Origin of the sequence: Agrobacterium sp. LR_9 (assembly GCF_041954855.1) — a bacterium.
In the GTDB taxonomy this organism is placed as follows: domain Bacteria; phylum Pseudomonadota; class Alphaproteobacteria; order Rhizobiales; family Rhizobiaceae; genus Agrobacterium; species Agrobacterium leguminum.
The window spans coordinates 141414-167930 of the sequence record NZ_JAVAYA010000007.1 but is presented as its reverse complement, the minus strand read 5'-3'; the positions used below and the strand labels follow the sequence as shown (position 1 = coordinate 167930).

At 59.9% G+C, this 26517-nt stretch carries 26 protein-coding genes and 1 tRNA gene; 14 read left to right on the top strand and 13 right to left on the bottom strand.

Features of this window, described 5'->3' with window-relative positions; genetic code table 11:
- Nucleotides 1-95: 95 nt before the first annotated feature.
- From RAC79_RS11195 to RAC79_RS11175, 5 genes are all read right to left on the bottom strand, one after another.
- A complete protein-coding gene (locus tag RAC79_RS11195; protein WP_142845086.1) occupies nucleotides 96-521 on the bottom strand; it encodes an NUDIX domain-containing protein in 426 nt (141 codons plus the stop codon).
- Between the two features lie 8 nt (nucleotides 522-529).
- A complete protein-coding gene (locus RAC79_RS11190) occupies nucleotides 530-2026 on the bottom strand; it encodes a DEAD/DEAH box helicase (protein ID WP_003520451.1) in 1497 nt (498 codons plus the stop codon).
- 219 nt (nucleotides 2027-2245) lie between these two features.
- Nucleotides 2246-3544 carry a M23 family metallopeptidase gene (locus RAC79_RS11185; protein ID WP_174039355.1) on the bottom strand — a complete coding sequence of 433 codons (1299 nt, stop codon included), beginning with the start codon at nucleotides 3542-3544 and terminating at the stop codon, nucleotides 2246-2248.
- 92 nt (nucleotides 3545-3636) lie between these two features.
- On the bottom strand, nucleotides 3637-4461 hold the full coding sequence (locus RAC79_RS11180) for a ferritin-like domain-containing protein (RefSeq protein ID WP_065655196.1): 825 nt from the start codon (nucleotides 4459-4461) through the stop codon (nucleotides 3637-3639).
- 14 nt (nucleotides 4462-4475) lie between these two features.
- On the bottom strand, nucleotides 4476-4943 hold the full coding sequence (locus RAC79_RS11175; protein WP_020810868.1) for a peroxiredoxin: 468 nt from the start codon (nucleotides 4941-4943) through the stop codon (nucleotides 4476-4478).
- Nucleotides 4944-5176: 233 nt separating this feature from the next.
- Here RAC79_RS11175 and RAC79_RS11170 point away from each other — a divergent pair, with 233 nt between their 5' ends.
- A complete protein-coding gene (locus RAC79_RS11170; RefSeq protein WP_174039354.1) occupies nucleotides 5177-8560 on the top strand; it encodes a DUF3971 domain-containing protein in 3384 nt (1127 codons plus the stop codon).
- Nucleotides 8561-8799: 239 nt separating this feature from the next.
- Here the strand turns inward: RAC79_RS11170 and tyrS are convergent, their stop codons facing one another.
- Nucleotides 8800-10053 (bottom strand): tyrosine--tRNA ligase, encoded by a 1254-nt coding sequence (gene tyrS / locus RAC79_RS11165; protein ID WP_125146578.1) that lies wholly within the window; start codon nucleotides 10051-10053, stop codon nucleotides 8800-8802.
- Nucleotides 10054-10201: 148 nt separating this feature from the next.
- Between tyrS and RAC79_RS11160 the strand changes: the two genes are divergently transcribed.
- Entirely contained in the window at nucleotides 10202-11335 is a 1134-nt protein-coding gene (locus RAC79_RS11160; protein WP_174039353.1) for an anhydro-N-acetylmuramic acid kinase, read from the top strand.
- Nucleotides 11336-11577: 242 nt separating this feature from the next.
- Here the strand turns inward: RAC79_RS11160 and RAC79_RS11155 are convergent, their stop codons facing one another.
- Nucleotides 11578-12255: an alpha/beta hydrolase gene (locus tag RAC79_RS11155; RefSeq protein ID WP_035263309.1), complete on the bottom strand. Its 678-nt coding sequence runs from the start codon at nucleotides 12253-12255 to the stop codon at nucleotides 11578-11580.
- A gap of 211 nt (nucleotides 12256-12466) precedes the next feature.
- On the opposite strand from RAC79_RS11155, the gene RAC79_RS11150 reads away from it, so the two are divergent.
- The 8 genes from RAC79_RS11150 to sufA all read left to right on the top strand — a co-directional run bounded on the left by RAC79_RS11150 (nucleotide 12467) and on the right by sufA (nucleotide 20028).
- Complete coding sequence (locus RAC79_RS11150) at nucleotides 12467-13636, top strand: cysteine desulfurase family protein (RefSeq protein WP_174039352.1); 1170 nt, start codon at nucleotides 12467-12469, stop codon at nucleotides 13634-13636.
- Between the two features lie 197 nt (nucleotides 13637-13833).
- Nucleotides 13834-15303, top strand: coding sequence for a Fe-S cluster assembly protein SufB (gene sufB, locus RAC79_RS11145; protein ID WP_065655190.1), 1470 nt, complete (start codon nucleotides 13834-13836; stop codon nucleotides 15301-15303).
- A 58-nt stretch (nucleotides 15304-15361) separates the two neighbouring features.
- Nucleotides 15362-15703 (top strand): GIY-YIG nuclease family protein, encoded by a 342-nt coding sequence (locus RAC79_RS11140; protein WP_174036131.1) that lies wholly within the window; start codon nucleotides 15362-15364, stop codon nucleotides 15701-15703.
- A gap of 114 nt (nucleotides 15704-15817) precedes the next feature.
- Nucleotides 15818-16573, top strand: a complete 756-nt coding sequence (gene sufC / locus RAC79_RS11135) for a Fe-S cluster assembly ATPase SufC (RefSeq protein WP_003522658.1) — start codon at nucleotides 15818-15820, stop codon at nucleotides 16571-16573.
- Between the two features lie 24 nt (nucleotides 16574-16597).
- Nucleotides 16598-17869 carry a Fe-S cluster assembly protein SufD gene (sufD, locus tag RAC79_RS11130; protein ID WP_174039351.1) on the top strand — a complete coding sequence of 424 codons (1272 nt, stop codon included), beginning with the start codon at nucleotides 16598-16600 and terminating at the stop codon, nucleotides 17867-17869.
- Entirely contained in the window at nucleotides 17862-19112 is a 1251-nt protein-coding gene (locus RAC79_RS11125; RefSeq protein WP_174039350.1) for a cysteine desulfurase, read from the top strand. Before sufD ends, RAC79_RS11125 begins: the two co-directional genes overlap by 8 nt.
- 36 nt (nucleotides 19113-19148) lie before the next feature.
- Nucleotides 19149-19532, top strand: a complete 384-nt coding sequence (locus RAC79_RS11120) for an SUF system Fe-S cluster assembly protein (protein ID WP_065655187.1) — start codon at nucleotides 19149-19151, stop codon at nucleotides 19530-19532.
- Between the two features lie 106 nt (nucleotides 19533-19638).
- Nucleotides 19639-20028 (top strand): Fe-S cluster assembly scaffold SufA, encoded by a 390-nt coding sequence (sufA, locus tag RAC79_RS11115; protein ID WP_003495415.1) that lies wholly within the window; start codon nucleotides 19639-19641, stop codon nucleotides 20026-20028.
- A 21-nt stretch (nucleotides 20029-20049) separates the two neighbouring features.
- Here the strand turns inward: sufA and RAC79_RS11110 are convergent, their stop codons facing one another.
- Nucleotides 20050-20331 carry a hypothetical protein gene (locus tag RAC79_RS11110; protein ID WP_174039349.1) on the bottom strand — a complete coding sequence of 94 codons (282 nt, stop codon included), beginning with the start codon at nucleotides 20329-20331 and terminating at the stop codon, nucleotides 20050-20052.
- A gap of 174 nt (nucleotides 20332-20505) precedes the next feature.
- On the opposite strand from RAC79_RS11110, the gene RAC79_RS11105 reads away from it, so the two are divergent.
- The gene (locus tag RAC79_RS11105; RefSeq protein WP_065655184.1) at nucleotides 20506-20739 is read left to right on the top strand and encodes a hypothetical protein; all 234 of its coding nucleotides are present in this window, start codon (nucleotides 20506-20508) and stop codon (nucleotides 20737-20739) included.
- Nucleotides 20708-21235, top strand: a complete 528-nt coding sequence (locus tag RAC79_RS11100; protein ID WP_174039348.1) for a DUF6714 family protein — start codon at nucleotides 20708-20710, stop codon at nucleotides 21233-21235. Before RAC79_RS11105 ends, RAC79_RS11100 begins: the two co-directional genes overlap by 32 nt.
- A gap of 17 nt (nucleotides 21236-21252) precedes the next feature.
- Here the strand turns inward: RAC79_RS11100 and RAC79_RS11095 are convergent, their stop codons facing one another.
- Genes RAC79_RS11095 through RAC79_RS11085 form a run of 3 tightly spaced genes read right to left on the bottom strand, consistent with a single transcriptional unit; the run spans nucleotide 21253 to nucleotide 24483 of the window.
- Entirely contained in the window at nucleotides 21253-22461 is a 1209-nt protein-coding gene (locus RAC79_RS11095) for an ABC transporter permease (RefSeq protein ID WP_174039347.1), read from the bottom strand.
- Nucleotides 22451-23170, bottom strand: a complete 720-nt coding sequence (locus RAC79_RS11090; protein WP_174039346.1) for an ABC transporter ATP-binding protein — start codon at nucleotides 23168-23170, stop codon at nucleotides 22451-22453. The genes RAC79_RS11095 and RAC79_RS11090 overlap by 11 nt, the downstream gene beginning before the upstream one ends.
- 14 nt (nucleotides 23171-23184) lie before the next feature.
- The gene (locus RAC79_RS11085; RefSeq protein ID WP_374996999.1) at nucleotides 23185-24483 is read right to left on the bottom strand and encodes an efflux RND transporter periplasmic adaptor subunit; all 1299 of its coding nucleotides are present in this window, start codon (nucleotides 24481-24483) and stop codon (nucleotides 23185-23187) included.
- A gap of 237 nt (nucleotides 24484-24720) precedes the next feature.
- Here RAC79_RS11085 and RAC79_RS11080 point away from each other — a divergent pair, with 237 nt between their 5' ends.
- Complete coding sequence (locus RAC79_RS11080; RefSeq protein ID WP_174044532.1) at nucleotides 24721-24876, top strand: hypothetical protein; 156 nt, start codon at nucleotides 24721-24723, stop codon at nucleotides 24874-24876.
- Nucleotides 24877-25242: 366 nt separating this feature from the next.
- Nucleotides 25243-25704, top strand: coding sequence for a hypothetical protein (locus RAC79_RS11075; RefSeq protein WP_236774877.1), 462 nt, complete (start codon nucleotides 25243-25245; stop codon nucleotides 25702-25704).
- Nucleotides 25705-25836: 132 nt separating this feature from the next.
- Here the strand turns inward: RAC79_RS11075 and RAC79_RS11070 are convergent.
- Nucleotides 25837-25913: transfer RNA gene (locus RAC79_RS11070), tRNA-Arg, on the bottom strand.
- 48 nt (nucleotides 25914-25961) lie between these two features.
- Nucleotides 25962-26267 (bottom strand): ETC complex I subunit, encoded by a 306-nt coding sequence (locus RAC79_RS11065; RefSeq protein ID WP_003507982.1) that lies wholly within the window; start codon nucleotides 26265-26267, stop codon nucleotides 25962-25964.
- Between the last annotated feature and the right edge of the window lie 250 nt (nucleotides 26268-26517).

Below are 26517 nucleotides of genomic sequence, written 5' to 3'. Positions count from 1 at the left end.
GCCGGCTCCGAAGTCCACATCAACATAACTGCTTGATATGCCGGTTGACGGACATTGTCGCCTGCGAGCGAGTTCGGTCGGCCGTCTGTGCGGCTTTATTTAAGGGCGGCCAGGGCGTCCCTGGCAAAGGCGGAGATGGGTTCGGGAAGCTTATCCGGATCGAACCAGCCGATGGCGGAAAGCTTGTCGGGTTCGGTCAGTGCCGGCTCACCCTGCGCAGCGTGGGTGACGAAGATCAGCGAAACCCAGTGGTGGCGATCTTCCGTATCGATGAATTCGCTATGGCAGAGGAATTCGACGTTGCCGATCTTGAGCCCGGTTTCTTCTTCGGCTTCGCGGCGTGCCGCGGCGAGGGAGGTTTCAAGGTGATCGACCTTGCCGCCCGGAATGCTCCAGTATCCGGCTTCCGGCGCCTTCAGACGCCGGCATAAAAGCACGCGGCCGTCACGCAGGATGGCGAGGCCGACGCCGACACCCGGAAAATCGAGACCTGGCCTGGCGGTCGGCGTCATGCTGTCCATTCCCGCGGTCAGGCCTTGGCGTTGGCCACGATCAGCATGAAAGCGGGGATGTCGTCGCCGAAACCAACCGGTGTCGGGCCATCGTCATGGTCGCGATAATGGCGGCGGCGGTCGCGGTTGTCGTCATTGGCGTGCAACGGATTGCGGCTATTGCGGTCGGAATTGCGCGGGGTCTTTTCCTGCTTGCGTTCTGCTTTCACCTTGTCGTCTCCATGAGCCGCGATGTCCGTGTCCGCAGCGGATTGTGCACCCTGATTGATGTTTTCGACCGGCGCTGCGTCGCGACGGTTGCGGTCGCGGCCCCTGCCGCCCCGTTCCTTGCCCCGGCGGCCGGAATTGCTTTCAAAGCTTTCCATGGGCGCGGGAAGGGTGGAGAGGTCACCGTTCTGCCACTCAATCTTTTCGCCGATCAGCTTTTCGATCGCGTCGAGATACTTCGTGTCGCTTCTGGTGACGATGGTGAAGGCCTTGCCCGAGCGGCCGGCACGACCGGTACGGCCGATACGGTGGACATAGTCTTCCGAGTGAATGGGAATATCGAAGTTGAAGACGTGGCTGACATCGGGGATGTCCAGGCCGCGTGCGGCAACGTCGGAGGCGACGAGCAGCTTCAGATTGCCGTCCTTGAAGTTCTGCAGCATCGTGGTGCGCGAACGCTGGTCCATGTCGCCATGCAGCGCGCCGACGGAAAAACCGTGACGGTCGAGCGAACGGAAGAGGTCGGCCACATCCTTCTTGCGGTTGCAGAAGATGATGGCGTTCTTCAGTTCGGCTTCTTCGGCGCGGACGAGATCGCGCAGCACGGCGCGCTTTTCATAATCCTTGTTGTGCGCGGCAACGATGCGCTGGGCAACGGTCTTTGCCGTGGAGGAGGGCTTGGCGACCTCGACACGAACGGGGTTCTGCAGGAACCGGTCGGCCAGCTTCTGGATTTCCGGCGGCATGGTGGCCGAGAAGAACAGCGTCTGCCGGGTAAACGGGATCATCTTGGCGATGCGCTCGATATCGGGAATGAAGCCCATATCCAGCATACGGTCGGCTTCGTCGATGACGAGGATTTCCACGCCGGTCATCAAAAGCTTGCCGCGCTCGCAATGGTCGAGAAGGCGGCCGGGGGTGCAGATCAGCACATCGGCGCCGCGCTCAAGCTTGCGGTCCTGGTCTTCGAAGGAAACGCCGCCGATCAGGAGCGCGACGTTCAGCTTGTGATTCTTGCCGTATTTCTCGAAGTTCTCCGCCACCTGCGCTGCCAGCTCACGGGTCGGCTCAAGGATCAGCGTGCGCGGCATTCTGGCGCGGGCGCGGCCCTTCTCGAGCAGCGTGAGCATCGGCAGAACGAAGGACGCGGTTTTGCCCGTGCCGGTCTGTGCGATACCGCAGATATCACGCTTTTCCAGCGCCGGCGGAATGGCGCCAGCCTGAATGGGTGTCGGCGTCGTGTAGCCGGCATCTGCAATAGCGGAAAGAACTTTTTGGCTCAGGCCAAGATCAGAGAATGTTGTCAAAGGAAGAACTTTTTCCGTTCTGGTTCGGTAAGAACACCTGCGTGCCGCGACGGCACTTGCAAAGACTTGGCGCGGGGATATGCCCAAATTGCCGGAAAGTCAAGGAAACAACGGGAAAAGCGCGCGAAACAGCGGGGTTCGGGCGGGGCATCTTGGCCTTTGGTGCAGATTTCAGCGATTTATCGTAAAAAGCGCAAAAAAAGCATTAAAATCGGGCTGCTATTTTAAAAAGGTTTTGAGTTCCGTTCCGGCGATCAGGAACCGCATCGGATCGACCGGCGTATCGTTGCGGCGCACCTCGTAATGCACATGCGGACCGGTGGAGCGGCCGGTGCTGCCGGCGCGGCCGATGACGTCGCCGGCCTCGACCCTGTCGCCGGCTTTCACCAGAATGGCGGAGAGATGGCCGAATCGCGTCGAGACGCCCTGGCCGTGATCGATCTCGACCATATTGCCGTAGCCGCCGGAATTTTCCGCGACCGTCACCTTGCCCGCGCCGGTGGATTTGACGTCAGCACCGGTTTCAGCACGAAAATCGATGCCGGTATGCAGGGCCGGGCGGCCGAGAAACGGATCCATCCGGTTGCCGAATCGGCTGGTGATCGCCCGGCCGGGGGCCGGGTTGCCGAAGGGCAGGGTGGTCGCGGTTTCCTTGACGATGTCGAGCCGGTTCAGCGCATTGTCGAGATTGGTGAGCGACAGGTTGAAAGGATCGGTGTCCCCGCGCTCGGGGTCGGCATAGGGGCCGCCTATGTCATCGTTGCCGTTCTCTTCGATTTTCAGGCCCGCCTGCCGGATGATGTCCTGCATCGCATTCGCTTTGTCCTCGGCGTCGCTGGTCAGTCTGGCGATGCGCGATATCTGCTGGCGTTCGATATCCTTCAGCGACAGGGTCACCTTGGAAAACACCCGGTCGGCCCGGTCGGACGGCGTTTCGCCGGCTTCGGGTACATAGGCGGCGCGTCTGTCCGATGTGGCCGGCTTTTCCACCTGCGGCTTGCGTGGCGTCATCAGCTTTTCGATGGCTGAAAGGCCGCCGGAGAGGTCAGCGCGTTTTTCCGGCGCCATGGCGTTCGAAAGAGAAGAGGGTGCGGCCGGGGAGGCGGCGATGCCGGAATTTTCGGCGCGCTCCAGCAATTCGCTCATTCGGCCGTGCCGCGAGGTCAGCGCCGCCTGCTGTTCCAGCAGCTTTTCCACTTTCTTTTCAACGACCTGCTGATCGAGCAATTGCCGGGAGGTGACACGGTCCACCTGGGCTCTCAGCGCTGCGATGCGGTCTTCATAGTCGTTCTGCATGCGGGTCTGGCGGGCCATGGTCGCGCCGATCAGATCGTCACGCAAAATGAGATAGCCTGTGGCTCCGAGATAACCGAGCGAGAAAAGGCCGATCGTGCAGCCGGCAAGCGCCGCCATCCACGGACGGATGGTCATGTGCCGCACCCTGTCGCCGCGCGCGAGAATGAGCACGTGAGGCTCACGCTTTTTGCCGAATACCCGGTTTTCCGCCGTATCAGTCACAATCTCTCTCCGGACTGGCCGATTTCTTAAGGGAAATCATAATTCGTTAAGGTTAACGAAGTTTTGCCGGAGAGGCCTTTCGGCGATGTCGGCTATTGGCTGACGGATGTGAGCGAGCGGTAAAAGGAGGGCGTCAGGCCGGCCTCGGCGCGGGCAATGTCGTTGAAGGGCGGTTTCAAAGGGCCGCGGAAATTGGCGCGCACCAGCTGCCTGAAGGTCGCGGCCGGGTCCTTCTTTTCACGGGCGCACAGGAACCGGAACCATTTCGCGCCGATGGCGACATGGCCCTTTTCGTCATTATAGATGACATCGAGAACGGCGGCGCTTTCGAGATCGCCCGTCTCACGCATCTTCGCCTGCAGGGAAGGGGTGACGTCCAGTCCGCGCGCTTCCAGGATGAGCGGGACGACGGCGAGCCGTGCAGTGAGATCGTTGCGGGTGGAATGCGCGGCCTGCCAGAGCCCGTCATGGGCCGGCAGATCGCCATAGTCGGCGCCGAGGCTTCTCAGCCTGTCCCGCACCAGCCGGAAATGTTTCGCCTCCTCGAAGGCGACCTGCATCCAGCCGTCGAAAAAGGAATGCGGCACCGGCTCGCTGGCATAACGGGCGACAATATCGAGCGCGAGATCGACGGCGTTGAGTTCGATATGGGCTATGGCGTGCAGCAGCGCGATGCGGCCCCTGACGCTGTGAAGGGAGCGGCGTTCCACGGCGGTTGGCGGCACGAGTTCCGGTTTCTCGGGTCTGCCCGGCCGCTCGGGCAGCGGCGGGTCGAGAGGCGAGCGCAGCGACAGGCGGCGCTCGAACCAGCGTGTCGCCGTTTCCTGCGCGAGTGCGGTCTTTCTGTCGAGATCGGCGCTCACGATGGCATCCGTCGCGCCGCCTCGCAGCGAGATGATTTTGAACGGGGGCGTCACGACGGGTTGGTCCCTCAGAGCTTCTTCACAGCCTCGAGAACGGCCTGGGCATGGCCCGCGACCTTCACCTTGTTCCAGATTTCCGCGATTTTTCCATCCGGGGCAACGAGGACGGTCGTGCGTTCGACACCCATGTATTTTTTGCCATACATGCTTTTTTCCTTCCAGACGCCATAGGCTTCCAGAACCTTCCTCTCTTCGTCGGAAGCGAGCATGACGGATAGCGAATGTTTTGCCGCAAACTTGTCGTGGCTTTTGACGCTGTCGGGCGAAATGCCGATGACGACGGCGTTGGCTGCCTCGAATTCGCCGCCCAGCGCGCTGAAGTCGATGGCTTCTGCGGTGCAGCCGGAAGTATCGTCCTTCGGATAGAAATAGAGGATGACGGCCTTGCCTTGCAGTTTGGACAATGTCACCGTCCCTTCACCGTTGCGGGGCAAAGTAAAATCGGGAGCCGGGCCGCCAATCGTCAAGTCTGTCATAATCTACCTTTCTTTCGCCGGGATGTTGAGGAAAAGTCGCCACATTCGATATATAGCGAAACCGCGCGTCGTCCAGATCACTATTTAGATTTCAGGTCGAACGATCTTAAATCTCAATCGTTATCCGGGCTAAAGAATTAAAGCGGGATTCCGGACGAAAACCGCTTACACTTTTCGCCATCCCGCTTCGGTGTTGCGGCGAAACAAAGCTATTCAAGGGCAAACACGGGCGTATGGCTGAAGTCAGGGGTGAAAAGGTCAAGTTCGGCAGACGCGATATCATTGCGCTGCACGATCTTCCTTCGGCGCAGGCCGAAGATCCCATCATCGTGCATTGCCCGGCGCCGCGCTCCATGGTGCGTGCCTTCATCAAGATTTTCGCAGCGCTTTTCGTGCTGGCCTTCCTGTCCATCGGCGGCATCATTCTTTCCGTCGAGACAGGATCGATCGACGCGACGCTTTCCAGCCAGGCGCAGCAGGCGCTGGAAAGGGCGCTCGGCCCCCATTACAGCGCGCGGATCGGTTCTTCGGCGATCAGGTTTTCCACCGGGCTGCGCCTTGCGCTGGTGGCGGAGGATGTGGATATCATCGAGAAGGAATCCGGCCAGCATATGAGCCGGGCGCGGGCAATCGGCATGGCGCTCGATCCGCTTGCGCTTCTGACCGGCCGTGTCTCGGTGGAGAGCCTCGAGGCCGACGGGATGGAGCTCGATACGGCGCTTTTGCCCAAGGGTAACGGGTTCGATCTCGCCAGCGTCAAGCTCGACGCCGTGCCGCAGCAATTGCAGGAGGCCTTCGGGCAGCTCGACAAGCTCGCTCAGGCTTTTCTGAGCAGCGGAACCGAGGAAATCGATATTTCCAGCGTTTCGATTCACCTGCCACCCGGAGAGTTGGGCAAGCCGCGTACCGTCGAAGTGCGTGAACTGTCGCTGACGCCCGATCAGCAGGGCGGATATTCGCTCGATGGAGAAACGCTATTCAACGGTGAAATTGCCAGCGTGTCGCTGCAGACTTCGGGATCGGGCGGCCGGATAGACGGTTTTGAAGCCCGCATCGACGGTTTCGATATCGGCCCGTTTCTTGAGAAATACGATCCCGACGGAAATCTCCATGAAGGCCTGAACGTCAAGACGGGTATCAACATTGTCGCTCGGCGCGCCATGGAAGGGCAGGAGCCACAGCTGGAGATTGCGCTCGGCCTCGGCAATGGAACGCTGATGATCGGCGGTGAGTCCCAGACCTTTACGGCTGGCAACGTCCATGCACGTTATGACTTTGCCAAAAGCACCCTTGTCATCGACAATTCGCGGCTGGAGCTCGGGCGGACAATTCTTCCGGTCGCCGGTGAAATCAGCGATACGGAAGAAGGTTTCGGCCTTTCGCTGCGGATCGACAACGCCGTTGCTTCGTCCGAAGCTTCGGGCGAGGCCCCGGTTCCTTTCAGCCTGAAGGCCGACGGGCATTTTACGGCGGCGACGAAGCAGCTCGACGTTCCCTCGCTTTATGTGACAGGCCCGCTCGGAGACATGGCGGGATCGCTGAAAATCCGGTTCGGCCAGGGGTCGCCGGAAATCAGCTTCGGCGGGCAGATTCCGAAGATGGAGGCCACGGCGGTCAAGCAGCTCTGGCCGTTCTGGATGGCGCACAAGCCGCGCGACTGGGTGGTCTCCAATCTCTACGGCGGCACCGTCACCAATGGTTCAATCGCTGTCTTCATCCCGCAGGGGCGGATGTGCGGCCCCGGCTGCCCGCTGGTGCTCGGCGAAAGCGAAATGCAGATCCGCTTCGATATAGACGATACGCGTCTCAATACCACCGGCGACATTCCACCGTTGCGCGATGTCGACGCGCATTTCGACCTCGTCGGCGGCAAGATGGCCGTCGATATCAAGCGGGGGACATCCTATTTTCCGTCGAACCGGTCGCTTGCGCTGGAAAACAGCCGTTTTCTCATTTCCGCTGTTTACGACAAGCCGCTGCTCGGAAATCTCGAACTGAACGTTTCGGGCTCGGCCGATGCTGTGGCCGAGCTTGCGGCGCTCAAACCCATCAATGCGCTCAAGAATACGCAGTTCAAGCCGGAGGATTTCACCGGCGATGTCAAAGCCCATGCTAACCTGACCGTTGGCCTGCTTTCCAGCCATAACCCGCCTCCGCCGGTGTGGACGGCCGATCTCGATCTGAAGAACCTGTCGCTGACCAAGCCCTTTGCGGGCCACAAGGTGACTGCGCTCGACGGTTTCATGACGCTGGACGACCGCCAGCTCAAACTGGAGGGCAGAGGCCGCGTGGACGACGTGCCGATGGACATCGTGATGACGGAGCCGGTGAGCAAGAACAGCGATATCGCGCCGACGCTGTCGCTGAAGGCAAGCCTGAACGAAACGCAGGTTGCCAAGCTCGCTCCGGAACTTTCCACGGTCCTCGGCGGCACGACGGCGATTGAAATCGACGGCGCCGACCCGAAACGCCAGGATATCCGGCTCGATCTGACCAAGGCGTCGATCATTCTGCCGGGGCTCGGCTGGAGCAAGGGCATCGGCATTCCCGCCAGCGCCGCCTTCACCATGGAAATGGGAGACGGGCGCACGACGATCAGCGACTTCTCGCTCGACGGCGACGGCTTCGGCGCTGCCGGCGATATCGCCTTCAGCAAGAACGGGCTGATTTCCGCCGATCTCAGCCGCGTGCAGCTTTCGCCCTCCGATAATTACGCCGTTTCGGTCGCCGCTTCGAAGAACGGCTATATCATCAATGCATCGGGGAAATCCGCCGATGTCAGGCCTTTCCTCTCGAAGCTTCGCAGCTCTTCCGGCAGCGGCGACGGGACGTCGCGTTCGCAGCCATCCCTTGCCATCAAGACGCAATTCGACAAGGTCTACGGGTTCAACGATGAAATCCTTGCCAATGTCAGTTCCGATGTCAGCGTGCGGGATGGCAAGGTTCGCTCCATCGATTTCCGTGGCGTCACCGGCAACGGCCAGGCGGTGGTGGCGCAGACCGTCAATCGCGGGGCGACGGGAACCGTGACGCTGACCAGCAGCGATGCGGGTTCGCTCGCCCGTTTCGCCAATATCTACAGCCGCATTCGCGGCGGCCTTCTCAACCTTGCGCTGACGACCTCCAATGGCAGCGACTGGAGCGGATCGCTCGACCTGCGCAATTTTGTCGTCGTCAACGAAGCCAAGCTGCAGGACATCGTCGCCACGCCGACGGGCGAGGACGGCAGGAGCCTCAACAATGCGGTGCGCCGCAATATCGATGTCAGTTCGGAAAAATTCCAGCGCGGTTTTGCCCGGGTCGTTTACGTCAACGGTTCGGTGGCGGTGGAAAACGGCGTCGTGCGCGGCGAGCAGATCGGTGCGACTTTCCAGGGGCTTTTGAAGGACCAGAGCGGCCGTATGGACATGACCGGCACCTTCATGCCCGCCTATGGCCTGAACCGGCTGTTCGGCGAGCTGCCCTTCATCGGCATCTTCCTCGGCAATGGCCGCGACCGGGGCTTGCTCGGCATCACTTTCAAGCTCTCCGGCCAGACGGACCAGCCGAAGCTGACGATCAATCCGCTTTCGCTGATCGCGCCGGGCGTCTTCCGGCAGATTTTCGAGTTTCAGTGAATGGAGCGTCGCAAAGCTTGGCGCACGCGGCCGTTTGGCGAGAACGAGTGCACCCGCACTCCGTCACCCCGGACCTGATCCGGGGTCCAGTGCGATCAAGTCCTTGATCGCGCGAGAGCCCTTTCACGGCGCAGACGCGCCGTGGCTGGATGCCGGATCTAGCCCGGCATGACGGAAGTGGGGGTATCGGCGCATCGAGGACCGCTTTCGCAGTCCTCGACACGATGTTTTTGTAAGTCTTACGCCGGGCGAACCAGAACGTGCTTCTTCTTGCCGACCGACAGCTTGATGACGCCGTCGCCGGTGATTTCACCGGAACCGACCGTCTGGCGCTCATCCGAAACGCCAATGTCGTTGATCTTTACCGCACCGCCCTGAACGTGGCGGCGGGCCTCGCCGTTCGAGCCGGCGAGGCCGGCGCGGACGATGAGCGACAGGACGCCGAGGCCGGCTTCGAGTTCGGATGCCGGAACCTCGATGGAGGGCAGGTTTTCGGCGAGCGCACCTTCTTCGAAGGTCTTGCGCGCCGTCTCGGCCGCTTCTTCCGCCGCCGCGCGGCCATGCAGGATGGCCGTCACTTCGGTCGCGAGGATTTTCTTCGCCTCGTTGATCTCCGATCCGCCAAGGGCGGCGAGACGGGCGATCTCATCCATCGGCAGCGTGGTGAAGAGTTTCGCAAAGCGAACCACGTCCGCATCTTCCGTGTTGCGCCAGTATTGCCAGAAATCATAGACCGGCAGCAGGTCCTTGTTCAGCCACACCGCGCCGGAAGCCGACTTGCCCATCTTCGCACCGGAGGAGGTGGTCAGAAGCGGCGAGGTCAGGGCGTAGAGCTGCGGTGTCCCCATGCGGTGACCGAGATCTATGCCGTTGATGATGTTGCCCCACTGGTCGGAACCGCCCATCTGCAGGCGGCAGCCGGTGCGCTGGTTCAGCTCCACGAAATCGTAGGCCTGCAGGATCATGTAGTTGAATTCGAGGAAGGACAGTGACTGTTCGCGGTCGAGGCGCGTCTTCACGCTGTCGAAGGACAGCATGCGGTTGACCGAGAAGTGGCGGCCGACATCGCGCAGGAATTCGAGGTAGTTGAGGCCGCGCAGCCAGTCGGCATTGTTGATCATCAGTGCCGGATTATTGGCGCGGTCGTAATCGAGGTAATTGGCGAAGACATGCTTGAGCGAGGTGATGTTGTCCTCGATCATGTCGATCGTCATCAGCTTGCGGGCCTCTTCCTTGAAGGAGGGATCGCCGACCATGCCGGTGCCGCCGCCCATCAGCGAGATCGGCTGGTGGCCGGTCTTCTGCATCCAGTGCAGCATCATGATCTGGGTGAGGTGGCCGACATGCAAACTCGAAGCCGTCGGGTCATAGCCGATATAGGCGGTCACGGTTTCCTTGGCGAACAGTTCGTCGAGACCTGCCTCATCGGAGATCTGGTGAATGAAGCCGCGCTCATCGAGCGTGCGGAGGAAATCGGACTTGAACCTGGACATAACCTTTTACTTTCTGGTTTGATCTTTGCGGCCATCGAAAACCAATGACCGTCGCGGCTTTATCATTGTTTTTTGAAATGTGCACCCGTTTCGGCCATGAATGTCGGGATTCAAGCAAGCATGATTCGAGATTGCAGGGGAGCGGCAGGTGGGCGAGGTCAAAACGGCAATCGGGCTGATGAGCGGCACATCGATGGACGGCATCGATATTGCCCTTTTGCGCACGGATGGCGAAAGCGTGGTTCGGCATGGGCCGAGTGGGTATTTCCCCTATGATCCGGGCCTGCGCGCCATCTGGCAGAAGGCATTGGTCACCGCCAAAGCCATTCGTGAACGACGCGAACGTCCCGGCGATCTGGGTGAGGCCGAGCGCAAGCTGACGCTTGCCCATGCGGCGGCGGTGAAATCCTTCCTCCATCGTCACCGGCTCCAGCCCGGCGATATCGATGTGATCGGCTTTCACGGTCAGACGGTGCTGCACCGCCCGGACGAGGCGCTGACCGTGCAGATCGGCGACGGCGCGCTTCTGGCATCCGAAACCGGCATCGATGTGGTTTACGACATGCGGGCAAACGACATGGTCCATGGCGGGCAGGGCGCGCCGCTGATCCCGGCCTATCACATGGCGCTTTCCGCTAATCTGCCCGATGGGTTCGAAACGCCGGCCGTCTTCGTCAATATCGGCGGCATCTCCAATCTCACCTATATCGGTGAGGCGGGGCGGCTTGCCGCTTTCGACAGCGGCCCCGGCAATATGCTGATCGACCAGTGGATCGAGGCGCATACGGGCAAGGCCTTCGACAAGGGCGGCAAGACGGCGGCGGGTGGCAGCGTCGTCGCGTCGCTGGTGGTGCGTTATATGGAGAGCCCGTTTTTTTCAGCCAATATCCGTCGGTCGCTGGACCGCAGCGATTTCGTGCCGCCGAAAAAGGGGGAGGTCTCACTGGCGGATGGGGCGCGGACGCTGGCGCATCTGACGGGGGCTGCCATTCTGAAGTCGGCAAGTTATCTGCCGGAGGCGGCGAGGACCTACGTGGTCTGTGGTGGTGGGCGGTTGAACCCGGTGATCATGGAGGAGTTTGGTAACCTTGCCGCCAAGGTCGGCGCACGTGTGATTGCGGCGGAAGAGGCGGGGTTCGATGGCGGCGCGATGGAGGCGGAGGCCTGGGCCTATCTGGCGGTTCGGTCGGTCAAGGGTTTGCCGCTGACCTATCCCGGTACGACGGGGGTGAAGGAGCCGGTGACTGGGGGGGTGTTGGTGCGATCGGAAGGACGATCATAGTATAGGACGGAGGGCTTGGCTCACCCCCCTCTGCCCTGCCGGGCATCTCCCCCTCAAGGGGGGAGATCGAATCGTGGCGACCTTCTGGTCATTTTAGACGTAGAAACTTGGGCGAGGAGCAGGCGTCTAGCTGATCTCCCCCCTTGAGGGGGAGATGCCCGGCAGGGCAGAGGGGGGGTAAGCCACACCCACCATCGATCATTGTCTTTAGATCAAAACCTACCCTGCCAATGCTCGGCCAATCACCGAATGCGCTTCGCCGCCGGTTCCGGCACGAGTTCGCCATTGAGGCGGCGGTCGAGATAGTCCTCGCATTCGCCCATCAGGTCGTCCACCTTGCCGTTGAAGAAGTGGTTGGCGCCGGGAACGGTGCGGTGGGTGATGAGGATGCCCTTCTGGGTCTTCAGCTTCTCCACCAGGCCGTTGACATCCTTCTCAGGCGCGACCTTGTCGCTATCGCCGTTGATGATGAGGCCCGACGACGGGCATGGGGCGAGGAAGGAGAAATCGTAGGTGTTGGGCTGCGGCGCAATCGACATGAAACCTTCGATTTCCGGGCGGCGCATCAGGAGCTGCATGCCAATCCAGGCGCCGAAGGAGTAACCCGCGACCCAGCAGCTTTTCGAATCGGGATGCAGGCTCTGCACCCAGTCGAGCGCGGAAGCGGCATCGGAAAGCTCGCCGGCGCCATGGTCGAATTCGCCCTGGCTGCGGCCAATGGAGCGGAAATTGAACCGGAGCGTCGTGAAGCCGCGCTTCTGGAAAAGATAAAAGAGCTGATAGACGATCTGGTTGTTCATCGTGCCGCCAAACTGTGGGTGCGGATGAAGGATGATCGCGATCGGCGCGCTCTTTTCCTTGGAGGGTTGATAACGGCCTTCGAGGCGACCCGCAGGGCCGTTAAAGATGACTTCGGGCATTGGTACTCCGGTCGTGTTTTTTCATTCTCCAACCGCATTCTTCCGATGAGAAGACTTGACGAACTGTGTCATCTTTTCTAGAACGCAGTTTAGAATAATTCGAAACTTTGCGTGTGCTAAAGCACTCGGGTGGTGTCATAAGGCAAGCGCAACTGTAATTTCAAGAAAAATGCGTTTTGGCGCATTGAAGATTGGATGAAGCCTCATCGTCATGACGGTTTTGACGCGGACATATATGGACTGGAACGCCACGGCGCCGCTTTTGCCCGCCGTGCGCGATGTTCTCGTCTCCGCGCTCGATCTTGCCGGCAATCCATCTTCCGTCCACCGGGAAGGGCGTGCCGCCCGCGCCGCCGTTGAGGGCGCCCGCCGCGAGGTTGCGGCACTTGTTAGCGCGCAGGCTGCCCACGTCACCTTCACCAGCGGCGCGACGGAAGCCGCCAATCTGGTGCTGACGCCTGAATTCAAGATGGGGCGCGCTCCAGTGCGCTATGGCCATCTTTATGTTTCAGCCATCGAGCACCCCGCTTTCCGCGAAGGCGGCCGGTTCGGCAAGGCTGACGTTACGGAAATTCCCGTTACGTCAGCGGGTGTCATCGATCTTGCCGCGCTTGAGGCGCTGCTGTCGTCGCACGATGCTTCCACCGGCCTGCCGATGGTTGCCTGCATGATGGTGAATAACGAAACCGGCATCCTCCAGCCAGTGGCGGAAGCGGCGCGGCTGGTGCATGCGGCGGGCGGATTGATGGTGGTCGACGCCGTGCAGGCGGCAGGTCGTGTCCCTCTCGATATCAATGCGCTCGATGCGGATTTCCTGGTCATCTCGTCCCACAAGCTCGGTGGCCCCAAGGGGGCTGGCGCGCTGGTCTCGCGCGGCGAGGTAATGATGCCGAAGCCGCTTATCCATGGCGGCGGGCAGGAGAAGGGGCATCGTTCCGGCACGGAAAACACCCTGTCGGTCATCGGTTTTGGTGCCGCTGCCGCTGTTGCTGCCAAGAACCTCGAGATTGAAGCGGCGCGTCTTGCGGCTCTGCGGGCGCGGCTGGAAGACGGCATGCGGGCGAGTGCGCCTGACGTGATCATCCACGGTGAGGACGTCGCCCGCGTTGGCAATACCACGTTTTTCACCCTGCCGGGCCTGAAGGCGGAAACGGGGCAGATCGCTTTCGATATCGAAGGTATCGCGCTTTCTGCCGGTTCGGCCTGCTCATCCGGCAAGGTGGGGGAAAGCCATGTGCTGACGGCGATGGGGCGCGATCCCAAGCTTGGCGCACTCAGGATTTCCCTTGGCCATGCGACAGACGAAGCGGACATCGAACGGACGCTTGCGGCGTTTGCAAAAATTGCCGGGCGGCGCAGGCTTTCCGGTCAGGCCGCTTAAAATGCGGCAAAGAATTGCGGAATAGCAATTTTCCGCTTGCCGGGATGTGTGAAAAGCGCCATCCCGCACTTACATGGGTATAAGCTCCGCCCCGCTTAACGGCGCGGTGACATTGCCCGAAGATGGATAAGGCGGCTTTCCGCCTTGATACGTTGACAAGCCACCGGACCTTGGCTCCGGCGAGATTGGAGAACGACATGGCAGCGGTTCAGGAAACGATCGATCAGGTCCGCCAGATCGATGTGGACCAGTATAAATACGGCTTCGAAACCAATATCGAAGTCGACAAGGCCCCGAAGGGCCTTTCGGAAGAGGTGATCCGTTTCATCTCGGCCAAGAAGCAGGAGCCAGAATGGATGCTGGAATGGCGTCTTGAGGCTTACAAGCGCTGGCTGACGATGGAAGAGCCGACCTGGGCGCGCGTCAGCTACCCCAAGATCGACTTCAACGATCTCTATTATTATGCCGCGCCGAAGACCGCGCCCGGCCCGAAGTCGCTCGATGAAGTCGACCCGGAGCTTTTGAAGGTCTATGAGAAGCTCGGCATTCCGCTGAAGGAACAGGAAATCCTCGCCGGCGTCGAAAAGCGCCAGGTCGCCGTGGATGCCGTGTTCGACAGCGTCTCGGTCGTCACCACCTTCAAGGCGGAACTGGCGAAAGCCGGCGTGATTTTCATGTCGATTTCGGAAGCCGTGCGCGAGCATCCGGAACTGGTGAAGAAGTATCTGGGTTCTGTCGTTCCGACGACGGACAATTTCTACGCGACGCTGAACTCGGCCGTCTTCACGGACGGTTCCTTCGTCTTCGTGCCGAAGGGCGTGCGGTGCCCGATGGAGCTTTCCACCTATTTCCGCATTAACGAGAAGAACACCGGCCAGTTCGAGCGCACGCTGATCATCGCCGAAGAGGGTGCCTACGTCTCCTATCTGGAAGGCTGCACGGCACCGCAGCGCGACGAGAACCAGCTTCACGCCGCCGTTGTTGAACTGGTGGCGCTTGATGATGCCGAAATCAAATATTCCACCGTCCAGAACTGGTATCCGGGCGACAAGGAAGGCAAGGGCGGCATCTACAACTTCGTGACCAAGCGTGGCGATTGCCGCGGCAACCGTTCGAAGATTTCGTGGACGCAGGTGGAAACCGGTTCGGCGATTACCTGGAAATACCCATCCTGCATCCTGCGCGGTGACGATAGCCGTGGTGAGTTTTATTCGATCGCGGTTTCCAACGGCCATCAGCAGATCGATAGCGGCACCAAGATGATCCATCTCGGCAAGAACACGTCGAGCCGCATCATCGCCAAGGGCATTGCCGCCGGCTTTTCGGAAAACGTCTATCGCGGCCAGGTTTCGGCCCACCGCAAGGCGACCAACACGCGTAACTTTACGCAGTGCGACTCGCTGCTGATCGGCGACAAATGCGGCGCGCATACCGTGCCCTATATCGAGGCAAAAAACTCCTCCGCTCACTTCGAGCATGAGGCGACGACGTCTAAGATTTCCGAAGACCAGTTGTTCTATTGCCTGCAGCGCGGCATTCCCGAGGAAGCGGCGATCGCGCTCATCGTCAACGGCTTCGTGAAGGAAGTCATTCAGGAACTGCCGATGGAATTTGCCGTGGAAGCGCAGAAGCTGATCGGCATTTCGCTGGAAGGAAGCGTGGGTTAACTCTTGCTCGACGTCATCCTCGGGCTTGTCCCGAGGATCTGCTACGTGGGATGCGGCGATGAGCGGTTTCGTCTATATGATGTCCGAAAAGCCGCGAGGTGTGATCTACACCGGTGTCACCAGCGACCTGCCGGGAAGGATATATGAACATCGCACCGCGTCGCAGAAGGGTTATACCGAGAAATACAGGGCAAAGAACCTCGTCTGGTTCGAAACCCATCCAAATATCGTGCTGGCTATCCAGCGGGAGAAATCGTTGAAGCGTTACGTGCGCGAATGGAAAATTCGGTTGATAGAAGAGCTAAATCCAACCTGGATGGACCTTTACGAGCGCATCAACGAAATCGACAACGCCTATCGGCCGCACGAAAATACGCGGAAGTGGGGCGACTACAATTAACGGATTAGATCCTCGGGACAAGCCCGAGGATGACGGATGTGAGAATTGAGAGCGACCCGCAAACAGGGTCTTCGAGGCGGTCCTTGAAACCGCACCATGAACAGGAACAAAACCATGCTTGAAATCATCGACCTGCACGCAAAGATCGCCGATACCGAAACCGAGATCATCAAGGGTCTCAACCTGAAGGTTGCCGCCGGTGAGGTTGCTGCCATCATGGGGCCGAACGGTTCCGGCAAATCGACGCTCTCCTACATCCTGTCGGGCCGTGAGGACTACGAAGTCACCTCCGGTGACATTCTCTATAACGGCGAAAGCATTCTGGAGCTGGACGCGGCCGAGCGGGCTGCCAAGGGCATTTTCCTTGCCTTCCAGTACCCGGTCGAAATTCCGGGTGTTGCCACCATGCAGTTCCTGAAGGTTGCGATGAACGAGCAGCGCAAGGCGCGCGGCGAGTCCGAACTGACGACGCCGGACTTCATCCGCCGCGTCAAGGAAGCGGCCGGCGATCTGAAGATCGACATGGAGATGCTGAAGCGTCCGCTGAACGTCGGCTTCTCCGGCGGTGAGAAGAAGCGCGCCGAAATCCTGCAGATGGCGCTCTTGGAGCCGAAGCTCTGCGTTCTCGACGAAACCGATAGCGGCCTCGACATCGACGCCCTGAAGATCGTGGCTGACGGCGTCAACGCGCTGAAGTCGCCGGATCGCGCCACCGTGGTCATCACCCACTATCAGCGCCTGCTCGATTACATCGTGCCTGACAGCGTTCACGTTCTCTACAAGGGCAAGATCATCCGCTCGGGTGACAAGGCTCTTGCGCTGGAACTGGAAAACAACGGTTACGCCGACATCATCGGTGAAGCGGCCTAAGTCAAAGGCCAGGAGGTGATGTCCATGAACATTCAAGCTACCAACCGGCTGACGCCAGCGGAAACCGCGCTGGTCGACGCTTACACCGCCAAGTTCAGCGAATTGCCGGGCGACGGCGCTGTTGTTGCCGCCCGTGACGTGCTGTTCGACGATCTGAAGACCGGCGGTCTTCCGACCCGCCGCATCGAGGCGTGGCACTATACCGATCTCAAGAGCCTGCTGCGCGCCGTCCCGGAAGACCGGCCCGCGCCGGTTATCGAGAAGCAGGCGCCGACGGTTGCCGGTTCTCTGGTTGCCTATGTGCAGCATGGCGCGGCCGATATCGGCAAGATCGAGGACGTCCGTGTTTCGCGCTTTGCAGAAAGCCTGCTCGACGGTTCCGCTGCCGCCGGCCTCGCTGAAGCCAGCAAGGATGACGCGATTGGCCGCATCAATGGCAGCTTCGTGCGCGATGGCCTGGTGCTCGAGATCCCGGCCGATGCCGAGATCGAGAAGCCGATCGAATTGCAGGCGATCCATGGCGCAGGCCAAGTTCACAGCCGCTTCCCGGTCCGTTTCGGCAAGGGTTCCAAGGCAACCGTCATCGAGCGTCACCTTTCGGTGACTGCGGACGCGGCCTTTGTTTCCTCCGTCAGCGACATCGTCGTCGAAGACGGCGCGGAAGTGACCTGGATCATCTTGCAGCAACAGGGTGCAGCCGATATCCATCTTGCCCAGCTGCGCATGAAAATCGGCGCGGATGCCAAGATTCGCCTGTTCATTGTCAATGCCGGCGGCAAGCTGGTGCGGCAGGAACTGCGCATCAATGTGGAAGGCGAGGGCACTGACCTCATCGTTCGCGGCGTCAACCTTCTGGGTGGTGAAACCCATACCGACGTGACGATGGTTCTCGGCCACAACGTGCCGAACACGACCTCGACGGAAGTGTTCCGCAACGTGGTGTTCGACCGTGCAAAGGGCATTTTCCAGGGCATGATCCGGGTGGCACCCGATGCGCAGAAGACCGACGCAAAGATGGCCTGCAATACGCTGCTGATGTCTGACGATGGCGAGTTCTCGGCAAAGCCGGAACTGGAAATCTTCGCAGATGACGTTCAGTGCGGCCATGGTGCGACGGTTGCCGATATCAGCGACAACCATCTCTACTACCTGATGGCACGCGGCGTTCCGCGGGCGAAGGCACGGGCGATGCTCGTCAACGCCTTCGTCGCCGAGATCGTCGAGGAACTGGAAGAAGAAAATCTGGTAGAGGCGCTGGAGACGATCATCTCCGGCTGGCTGGAACATCATGCCTGAGAGCGAACGCGCCGCATTGGCGGCCCCTTATGACATCGAAGCCGTGCGCAAGGATTTTCCGATCCTGTCGCGCGAGGTCTACGGCAAGCCGCTGGTCTATCTCGACAACGGCGCGTCCGCTCAAAAACCGCAGGTGGTGATCGACGCCGTTTCGCATGCCTATGCCAATGAGTATGCGAATGTGCATCGCGGCCTGCATTTCCTCTCCAATGCCGCAACCGACGCCTATGAGGCGGCGCGCGAAAAGGTGCGCCGTTTCCTGAATGCCGGTTCGGTGGACGAGATCATCTTCACCAAATCCTCGACCGAGGCGATCAATACGGTTGCTTACGGTCATGGCATGCCGAAGATCGGCGAGGCCGACGAGATCGTCATTTCGATCATGGAGCATCATTCCAACATCGTGCCGTGGCATTTCATCCGCGAGCGGCAGGGTGCGAAGCTCGTCTGGGTGCCTGTGGATGATGACGGCGCGTTTCATATCGAGGCTTTCGAAAAGAGCCTGACGGAGCGCACCAAGCTCGTTGCCATCACCCATATGTCGAATGCGCTCGGCACTATCGTTCCGGTCAAGGAAATCTGCCGCATTGCGCATGAGCGCGGCATTCCGGTGCTGATTGATGGATCGCAGGGTGCGGTTCACATGCCGGTCGATGTGCGCGATATCGATTGCGACTGGTATGTGATGACCGGCCACAAGCTTTACGGTCCCTCGGGCATCGGCGTGCTTTATGGCAAGGCTGACCGCTTGCGCGAGATGCGGCCGTTCCAGGGCGGCGGCGAGATGATCCTCGATGTTTCCGAGGACAACGTGACCTATAATGAACCGCCGCATCGTTTCGAAGCCGGCACGCCGCCCATCGTGCAGGCGATCGGCCTCGGTTATGCGCTCGATTATATGGATAATCTCGGCCGCGCCGCGATTGCAGCACACGAGGCCGATCTTGCCGCTTATGCCGCAGAGCGGCTGCGCGAGATCAATTCGCTGCGCATCATCGGCAACGCGCCTGACAAGGGCGGCATCTTCTCCTTCGAACTTGAGGGCATCCATGCCCATGATGTCTCGATGGTGATCGACCGGCGCGGCGTTGCGGTACGTGCGGGCACCCATTGCGCCATGCCGCTCTTGAAACGCTTCGGCGTCACCTCCACATGCCGGGCATCGTTCGGCCTTTACAATACCCGCGCCGAAGTAGACTCTCTTGTCGAGGCGCTGGAATATGCGCGCAAATTTTTCGCCTGATATCGCAGCTTGAAATCAGGATTGAGGTTTAAGACCATGACTGCCGATGCCACTGCAAAGACCCAGGATGCGACCGAAGCTCAGGAAAAGGTGTCCACCATTCCGCCGGACGAGCTTGCACGCCTCAGCGACGACGTAATCGCGGCGCTGAAGACCGTCTACGACCCGGAAATTCCGGCGGATATCTTCGAACTCGGTCTCGTTTACAAGATCGATATCGAAGACGACCGGATGGTCAAGATCGTCATGACGCTGACGGCCCCCGGTTGCCCGGTGGCCGGTGAAATGCCGGGCTGGGTGGAAAATGCCGTCGGCGCCGTCGAAGGTGTTTCCGGTGTCGTGGTCGAAATGACCTTCGATCCGCCGTGGACGCCGGACCGCATGTCGGAAGAAGCACAGGTCGCCGTCGGCTGGTACTGACGTGATTTTGACGGGTGTCGTCCCTTGATGACATCGTCAGACGCACTTAAATTGAATTCCATAAGCATCGAGCCTTGAACTCGATTGTCGAAGGAGAAATGAGCCCATGGGCTTTGCGATCATGACCATGACCGGGGCTGCGGCCTCGCGCGTTAAAGCAATCGTCGAAAATTCCGGACCGGATGCCAGGGGCGTGCGCGTCGGCATCAAGAAGGGCGGCTGCGCGGGCATGGAATATACCATCGACCTCGTGACCGAGCCGGATGCGAAGGACGATCTGGTGGAGTTCGAAGGCGCTAAAGTCTGGGTTCAGCCTTCCGCCGTGCTTTATCTGCTCGGCACCCAGATGGATTTCGAAGTAACCAAGATGCGCTCCGGTTTCACTTTCAATAATCCGAACCAGACATCCGCCTGCGGCTGCGGTGAATCGGTTGAGCTGAAGCCCGCCGATCTGGCGGCGCTGGCGAAGCAGCGTGAGGCAGAGGCCAACGTTTGATTGGCCGCACTGCATTTCCGATCAGCGGGATGATTGCTGTTTCAGCGTATCGATAAAATCCGCCAGCGGATGAATCGATGGCGTCGTCATCAACAGCGGCTCGAGACCGGCTGCGATCATTGCGCAATCCTCCTTGGCAAGCGGCCGAAGGCTCGAAGTGATCTTGTTGTAGTCGGGCGTCCCGCGTGACGCGAGGGAGCGATTGATCACAAACAGCTCCGTCTGTCCGTCAATCCGTTCGACGAAGAGGGCGAGCGAGCCGCCGTCTGCGGCAGCGGCGCTATCCGATACCGATTTGAACATCCAAACTCCATCCGGTAAACTTGAGGCGAGCCTATCCGATTGACGCCCTGACGCAAGGTCAGCGAGGATATCGGATATTCCGCGAGGTTTGGCGGGAGAGGCGGAACCGCCTGCCGCCCATGCTGGAAGGCGTTTCGGACCGCCGACGGGATTGATCGTGGGGAGTGAACCGGAATGGACATCAGTAGCGCCTCGATTGATATCTGGACGATAGGGCTGATCGTCGCCAGCGTCGTGGCTGGCCTGACGCTGATTGCCGGTATTGTTTGCCTTGCGTTTTACCGGGAGGAGATAAAGGGATCTGCGGTATCCAAGGGTGATGCGTTGAACAGCCCCCCGCTCGAACGGACCGAGGGTGGAGACTGGCCGACAGCGCATGGTGACGGGAGTGGGGGAGCGCATCATTGAACAGGCAGACGATTTGATGAGGTCGCAACCCGATAATATTGCGAATGCGAAAGCCGCGGTGCGAGAGGCATTCGCGAGTGTTACGCTGGGTGGCGGCGTCGGCCTCTCCGAGGCGCAGGCGCTTGATGATTGTGCGAACAATGAGGTTCGCGCCGCATGTCGTGCTGGCGATGAGAAGAGTGATTGGTCCGCGATCCCGCTGGAGGACCTCAACAGACATTCCGGCAGCCCCGCCTTCCTTGATGCTGAAGGAATGCGATTTCATTTGCCCGCCTATATGATCGCCGATCTCGATGGCGACTACAGGCACGAATTCGCACCCTATTTGCGCGGATGTCAGGAGAGGTTTTCCTTACTGACCCCTTTGCAACGGAATGCCGTGGAAATGTATCTCCGCGCCATCAGTGAGAAGGAAAACCTGCCGTCCTATCAGGACGACATAGAGCGCGCGCTCGGAGAGTGGGTGGATAGTGCACGCTGCCCGGTGAGCGACTGAAGCGGATCGGCCGGCTTTCATTCATGCCGCAAGGCTTCTATCGGGCTCAGGCTCGCCGCCCGTCGTGCCGGGAAATAGCCGAAAATCACCCCGATGGCCGCCGAAAAGGCGAAGGCGAGGAAGATGATCGACGGGCTGGTGACGAAGGGCACGTTGAGATAACCGACGACGGCATAAGCAAGGCCGAGGCCGGTGAGGATGCCGACAAGGCCGCCGAAGGCCGACAGCATGACCGCTTCCACCAGAAACTGCGTCAGCACCTGTTTTTCCAGTGCGCCGATGGCAAGGCGAATGCCGATCTCGCGCGTGCGTTCCGTCACTGAAACCAGCATGATATTCATGATGCCGATGCCGCCGACCAGAAGGCTGACGGCGGCGACCGCGCCTAAAAGCCCGGTCAGCAGCGTCGTCGTGCCGGTCATGGCCGAGGCGATCTGTGTCATGTCGTTGACGGTGAAATCGTCCTCGCGGCCGATGCCGATGCGGCGGCGCTCGCGCAGCAGGTTTTGCAGGTCGCTCTGCACCTTGGCAGTCGATACGCCATCCTGCGCCGAGACCATGATCGAGGAGATGGTGGTGGTGCCGCCGATGCGTCGCTGGTGTATTTTGAGCGGCATGATGATCGTGTCGTCCTGATCGTCGCCGAGGCCGGACTGGCCTTTTCTCGCCAGCACACCGATGACGGGGCAGGAGATGTTGCTGACGCGGATCGTCTGCCCCACAGGGTTTTCCGCTCCGAACAGTTCCTGACGCACCGTTTCGCCGATGATGCAGCCGATCTGGCCGCCGCGATCTTCGGCGGGCTGGAAATCGCGGCCGAGCGCGATGGTCCAGTCCTGCGCGATCAGATAGTCGTTGGTGGTGCCGATGACGCTTGTCTGGTGGTTCTTGCCGCCGAAAATGACGGTTGCGGCAGAGCTGCGGTTCTGCGGCGCGACGGCGCGGATGCCGCTTATCTGGTTGCGGATGGCCTCGACATCGCGGTCATCGAAGCGCTTGGCTTCGGTGCTGGCCCTTCCGGGGCCGAACTGGCCGGGGCGAACGAACAGCATGTTGGTGCCGAGCCGCGACAGTTCCGATTTCACCTGCTCGGTCGTGCCGTTGCCGATGGTGACCATGGCGATGACGGCGGCCACGCCGATGACGACGCCGAGCACGGTGAGGAAGGAGCGCAGCAGGTTGCGGCTGATGGCGCGCAGCGCAAGACGCGACGTTTCAAAGAACATCGGCGGTCTCCTTTTTGTCCGTCGCACTGTCGGAGGCGAGGTGGCCGTCGACGAAACGCAGGAGGCGTCCCGCATGGGCGGCGATATCTTCTTCATGGGTGACCATGACCACAGTGATGCCCCTGTCGCGGTTGAGCGCGGTAATCAATTCCATGATTTCGATGCTGGTCTTCGTATCGAGATTGCCGGTCGGCTCGTCGGCCAGAAGCAAAGCGGGGCGGGTGACGATGGCACGGGCAATGGCCACGCGCTGCTGCTGGCCGCCGGAAAGCTCCTGCGTGGTGTGGTTCTCGCGGCCTTTCAGGCCCACCTGCGCCAGCGCCTCCATGGCGCGCGCGCGCCGCTCCGAGGCCTTCATGCCGCGATAGATCAGCGGCAGCTCGACATTCTCCACCGCCGAGGTGCGGGAGAGAAGGTTAAAGCCCTGAAACACGAAACCCAGCATGTGCCGGCGCAGCAGCGTCAGATGCTCATTATCGAAGCCGCTGGTCGGCACGCCCTGAAACAGGTATTCGCCTGATGTCGGCACATCCAGACAGCCGATGATATTCATCGAGGTGGATTTGCCGGAGCCGGACGGCCCCATGATGGCGACGAATTCCTTCTCATGAATGGAGAGGCTGACGCCATCGAGCGCGCGGATGGTCGCTTCGCCGCGGCCATATTGCTTGACGACATCGCGGAATTCGATAAGCGGCGGCTGTTGCATGGGCTTGTCCTCCGTCAGCCGGCGTTGCGGGCCGTTGCGTCGGTAATCACCTGATCGTCGGCTTTCAACTCGCCCGATTTCACCACGGTATGCTGTCCATCAGTGGAGCCGGTTTCGATGGCGACGGAGACTGGCGTGTTGTTGCGCAGCACCCAGACCGTCCTTTTGGCCTGCGCGGCTTGGCCGGCATCGCGGTTCTGCGAGCGGCCCATGCGCGGCGGGCGGAACAGGCTCATCAGCCCGCCGCCACGGGAGGCGGATTCGCGCGGCGGCGTATAACGAAGCGCGGAATTCGGGACCAGCAGCGTATCCTTGATCTCTTCGACGACGATATTGGCGGTCGCCGTCATGCCGGGGCGCAATAGCAGCTCTTCATTGTCGACGGTCAATATGCCCTTGTAGGTGACCACATTCGACACGGTCTCGGAAGCGAAACGCACGGTCTCGATCTCGGCCGGGAAACTGCGGTCGGGATAGGCATCGACATTAAACGTGGCCTTCTGCCCTGTCTCGACCTTGCCGACATCGGCCTCATCCACGGACACCTGCAATTCCATATGGCGCAGATCGCCTGCGATGGTGAACAGCACCGGGGCGTTGAGCGAGGAGGCGACGGTGGCGCCCGGATCCACGCTGCGGGTGAGGATGACGCCATCGATGGGGGAGACGATCTTCGCCTTGCCGAGATTGACTTCGGCGAGCCTCAGATCCGCTTCCGCCGAAAGCACGGTTGCTTCATTCACCTCCAGCGTCGCAGCGGCGGCATCGTGGGTGAACTGTGCCGCATCCAGATCCTGCTGGCTGGACACACGGTTCTGCACCAGGGATCGCAGGCGCTCCATGGACGTCTTTGCCGAGCCGAGATCGGCGCGCGCCTTCAGCACATTGGCTTTGGCAGAGGCGAGTTTGGCGCGGGCGCTTTGCACATCGGCTTCGAGCTTGTTGGTATCCAGCTCCGCCAATACGTCTCCGGCCTTCACAGGGCTATTATAGGTGACGTTGACCTTGCGCACGGTGCCGGAGAGTTCGCTTGATATATCGACCTGATCCGTCGGCTGAACCGAACCGGTGGAGGTGACGATGACCGAGAGATCGCCCTGCCGCGCCGCTTCCGTGGTATAGCTATAGGCGACGCCTGCCGCACGTGACTGGTAATAATAACCGAGACCCCCGCCAATCAGCACAAGGGCTGCTGCGGCATAGAGATACCGACGCGACTTTTTCTTGCGGCCGTTTCTGTTCGTTCCCAGAATCTCGCGCAGATCGGGCTGGCTGTTTTCGGTATCGCTGCCACTCGTATTGGCGTCATTCATTCTCGTCACCCGCAAAGTTCAAAATACCACAGAGGGTTGCCGCCGCTCTCCGGTTTGTCCGTCCATCTGTCGCCGTTGTATTCCTCTGATTGTGGGAAGTGACATAGCTTTCCCCAAGGGTGAAGTGAAAACTTGGTAATATTTATGATAGCTCTGGTCTGCTAGAGATAAATCCGGGAAGATCGATGCCATAAACGCGGCTGAGCTTTCAGCAGCGATAGTCAGGACGAAGATAGAATGAACGACAATGTGGTGAAGTTCCGCAAACCGGTGCCGCCGAAGAAGCCACGCGAACCGTTAGGGCCGAAAGCGAAGAAGGCTCTGACGATTGCGGCTGTCATTGCGTTTTTTGTGGCGGTGTGGGGGTATTTCACGTTGATTGGGCAGGGGTAGGCGCGTCTTTCGAGAGCGCATGAACCGCGAATCTGCACGACCGGAAGCGTAGTCACCTCCTGCATCTGGGCGCTTTGCGACAATTGATGCCGCCAGTTATCGTCGGTTATTGAATAGAGCCGCCTCAGCACGGTCATTTAATCTTGATCGATTCCACAGTATTGTTCGGCATAGCATTAGCGCCACGGTCGGGGGGACAAAATGGGGCGGGCGGTTTGCGCTATCGCAGTGGGAGTTTTGGTAAGTCTCGGCGCGTTTATGGTGCTTAGCCTGTTAGGCGTTGGGGTTGGCTGGTGGTTCTTAGACGCAATTGCCCCAACCGTATCCGGTGTGACCAAAAACACGAACACGGGAGAATGGGGGCGAATGCTTCTCTTGCCGTTGTCCATGACCGTAGGCATCGTCTGCGGAGCTCTCGTCTTTGACCCAGGCATGTCCAGCAAGACAGAGGCGATCGTGGTTTCGATCGTGTTTTTTCTTCTCGTATCTGTCTCCGGAATAAACTTCTGGACGAATGACAGCCTGATAAACGTGAACGCTCAGTTGGTGATCGACGCTTTCTTGAGCATTTCTGCTCTGGCCGTCATCATCCTGCTGCTTCGGTGGGAACCAACGCGTCCGACGACGCTGGCTGTCCAGAGAGTTGCGTTATTCCTGATAACTGTCTTTGGGTTCGTCTTGCCCCTATTTTACGGAACAAGCCTATTGCTGCAGGGGATGGGTTTCGAAGGTGAGCTGAAAACGATCTCCGACTTTATCGGCTTCATCTCCGCCGCATTGGGACTGGCTGTGGCAGCCGCGCCAAATCTGTTAGCGAAGCGTAGCTGATCCTCACCCTTGCGACAGGTGTCGGACCTCCTGATGAGGGGCTTATTGCAAACCGAATGAGTCCAGAGGCGCCAGACGCTGAGTTTCGGGGTCCTTGAGATATTCCGGACGTATCTGGCGTTGCAGAAAAGATGGCGACCCCTGCAGGACTCGAACCTGCGACCTACTGCTTAGAAGGCAGTTGCTCTATCCAGTTGAGCTAAGGGGCCGTCATGCCGGGCAATCGATGCTCCGGCAAAAACTTTGATCGTCGTGTTTCAGTGCGTCCAGGGCTGGGTGCGGTTGAAACGGAAATTGTCGGTGTAGGAAACCACCTTGCGGGTTGCTTCCTTCGGCTGGATGACGCGGTATTCGATGCCCTTGCGCTGGGCATAGGCTTCTGCCTGTTCCTGCGTCTCGAATGTCAGCTTGAGCTGCTGCTTCATGTCGGAACTGGAGGTGTAGCCCATGATCGGATCGATCTTGCGCGGAACCTCGGCGTCGAATTCCAGAACCCAGACATTGGTCTTCGCCTTGCCGGATTGCATGGCGGTTTTTGCAGGGCGGTAAATCTTCGCAGACATGTCGAAACTGCTCCGGTTGGACAGCGGGGCGAAACGCCCCGAATTATTCATCACGTACCTGAATAGAATAACCAAATCGTGTCAGGAACGTTGAATTTGAAATGGACTGACTTCAGGTGAGAGTCAAGACGATTATCCCCTTGCCGTCCGATCCTGCGCCGCCGCTTCGAGGTTACGTTTTGCTCATCGGGGTCGTGGCTGAACAAAGATGAATTTCCCTGTTGCGGACTGCGGGTGAACCGTGTATTCC

What these genes read in the sequence shown, in the direction of transcription:
- RAC79_RS11195 (WP_142845086.1), bottom strand. Translation starts at nt 521, where the DNA reads ATGGACAGCATGACGCCGACCGCCAGGCCAGGTCTCGATTTTCCGGGT.
- RAC79_RS11175 (WP_020810868.1), bottom strand. Translation starts at nt 4,943, where the DNA reads ATGACAGACTTGACGATTGGCGGCCCGGCTCCCGATTTTACTTTGCCC.
- RAC79_RS11170 (WP_174039354.1), top strand. Translation starts at nt 5,177, where the DNA reads ATGGCTGAAGTCAGGGGTGAAAAGGTCAAGTTCGGCAGACGCGATATC.
- tyrS (WP_125146578.1), bottom strand. Translation starts at nt 10,053, where the DNA reads ATGTCCAGGTTCAAGTCCGATTTCCTCCGCACGCTCGATGAGCGCGGC.
- RAC79_RS11155 (WP_035263309.1), bottom strand. Translation starts at nt 12,255, where the DNA reads ATGCCCGAAGTCATCTTTAACGGCCCTGCGGGTCGCCTCGAAGGCCGT.
- RAC79_RS11150 (WP_174039352.1), top strand. Translation starts at nt 12,467, where the DNA reads ATGACGGTTTTGACGCGGACATATATGGACTGGAACGCCACGGCGCCG.
- sufB (WP_065655190.1), top strand. Translation starts at nt 13,834, where the DNA reads ATGGCAGCGGTTCAGGAAACGATCGATCAGGTCCGCCAGATCGATGTG.
- RAC79_RS11140 (WP_174036131.1), top strand. Translation starts at nt 15,362, where the DNA reads ATGAGCGGTTTCGTCTATATGATGTCCGAAAAGCCGCGAGGTGTGATC.
- sufC (WP_003522658.1), top strand. Translation starts at nt 15,818, where the DNA reads ATGCTTGAAATCATCGACCTGCACGCAAAGATCGCCGATACCGAAACC.
- sufD (WP_174039351.1), top strand. Translation starts at nt 16,598, where the DNA reads ATGAACATTCAAGCTACCAACCGGCTGACGCCAGCGGAAACCGCGCTG.
- RAC79_RS11125 (WP_174039350.1), top strand. Translation starts at nt 17,862, where the DNA reads ATGCCTGAGAGCGAACGCGCCGCATTGGCGGCCCCTTATGACATCGAA.
- RAC79_RS11120 (WP_065655187.1), top strand. Translation starts at nt 19,149, where the DNA reads ATGACTGCCGATGCCACTGCAAAGACCCAGGATGCGACCGAAGCTCAG.
- sufA (WP_003495415.1), top strand. Translation starts at nt 19,639, where the DNA reads ATGGGCTTTGCGATCATGACCATGACCGGGGCTGCGGCCTCGCGCGTT.
- RAC79_RS11110 (WP_174039349.1), bottom strand. Translation starts at nt 20,331, where the DNA reads ATGTTCAAATCGGTATCGGATAGCGCCGCTGCCGCAGACGGCGGCTCG.
- RAC79_RS11105 (WP_065655184.1), top strand. Translation starts at nt 20,506, where the DNA reads ATGGACATCAGTAGCGCCTCGATTGATATCTGGACGATAGGGCTGATC.
- RAC79_RS11100 (WP_174039348.1), top strand. Translation starts at nt 20,708, where the DNA reads ATGGTGACGGGAGTGGGGGAGCGCATCATTGAACAGGCAGACGATTTG.
- RAC79_RS11095 (WP_174039347.1), bottom strand. Translation starts at nt 22,461, where the DNA reads ATGTTCTTTGAAACGTCGCGTCTTGCGCTGCGCGCCATCAGCCGCAAC.
- RAC79_RS11090 (WP_174039346.1), bottom strand. Translation starts at nt 23,170, where the DNA reads ATGCAACAGCCGCCGCTTATCGAATTCCGCGATGTCGTCAAGCAATAT.
- RAC79_RS11085 (WP_374996999.1), bottom strand. Translation starts at nt 24,483, where the DNA reads ATGAATGACGCCAATACGAGTGGCAGCGATACCGAAAACAGCCAGCCC.
- RAC79_RS11080 (WP_174044532.1), top strand. Translation starts at nt 24,721, where the DNA reads ATGAACGACAATGTGGTGAAGTTCCGCAAACCGGTGCCGCCGAAGAAG.
- RAC79_RS11075 (WP_236774877.1), top strand. Translation starts at nt 25,243, where the DNA reads ATGCTTCTCTTGCCGTTGTCCATGACCGTAGGCATCGTCTGCGGAGCT.
- RAC79_RS11065 (WP_003507982.1), bottom strand. Translation starts at nt 26,267, where the DNA reads ATGTCTGCGAAGATTTACCGCCCTGCAAAAACCGCCATGCAATCCGGC.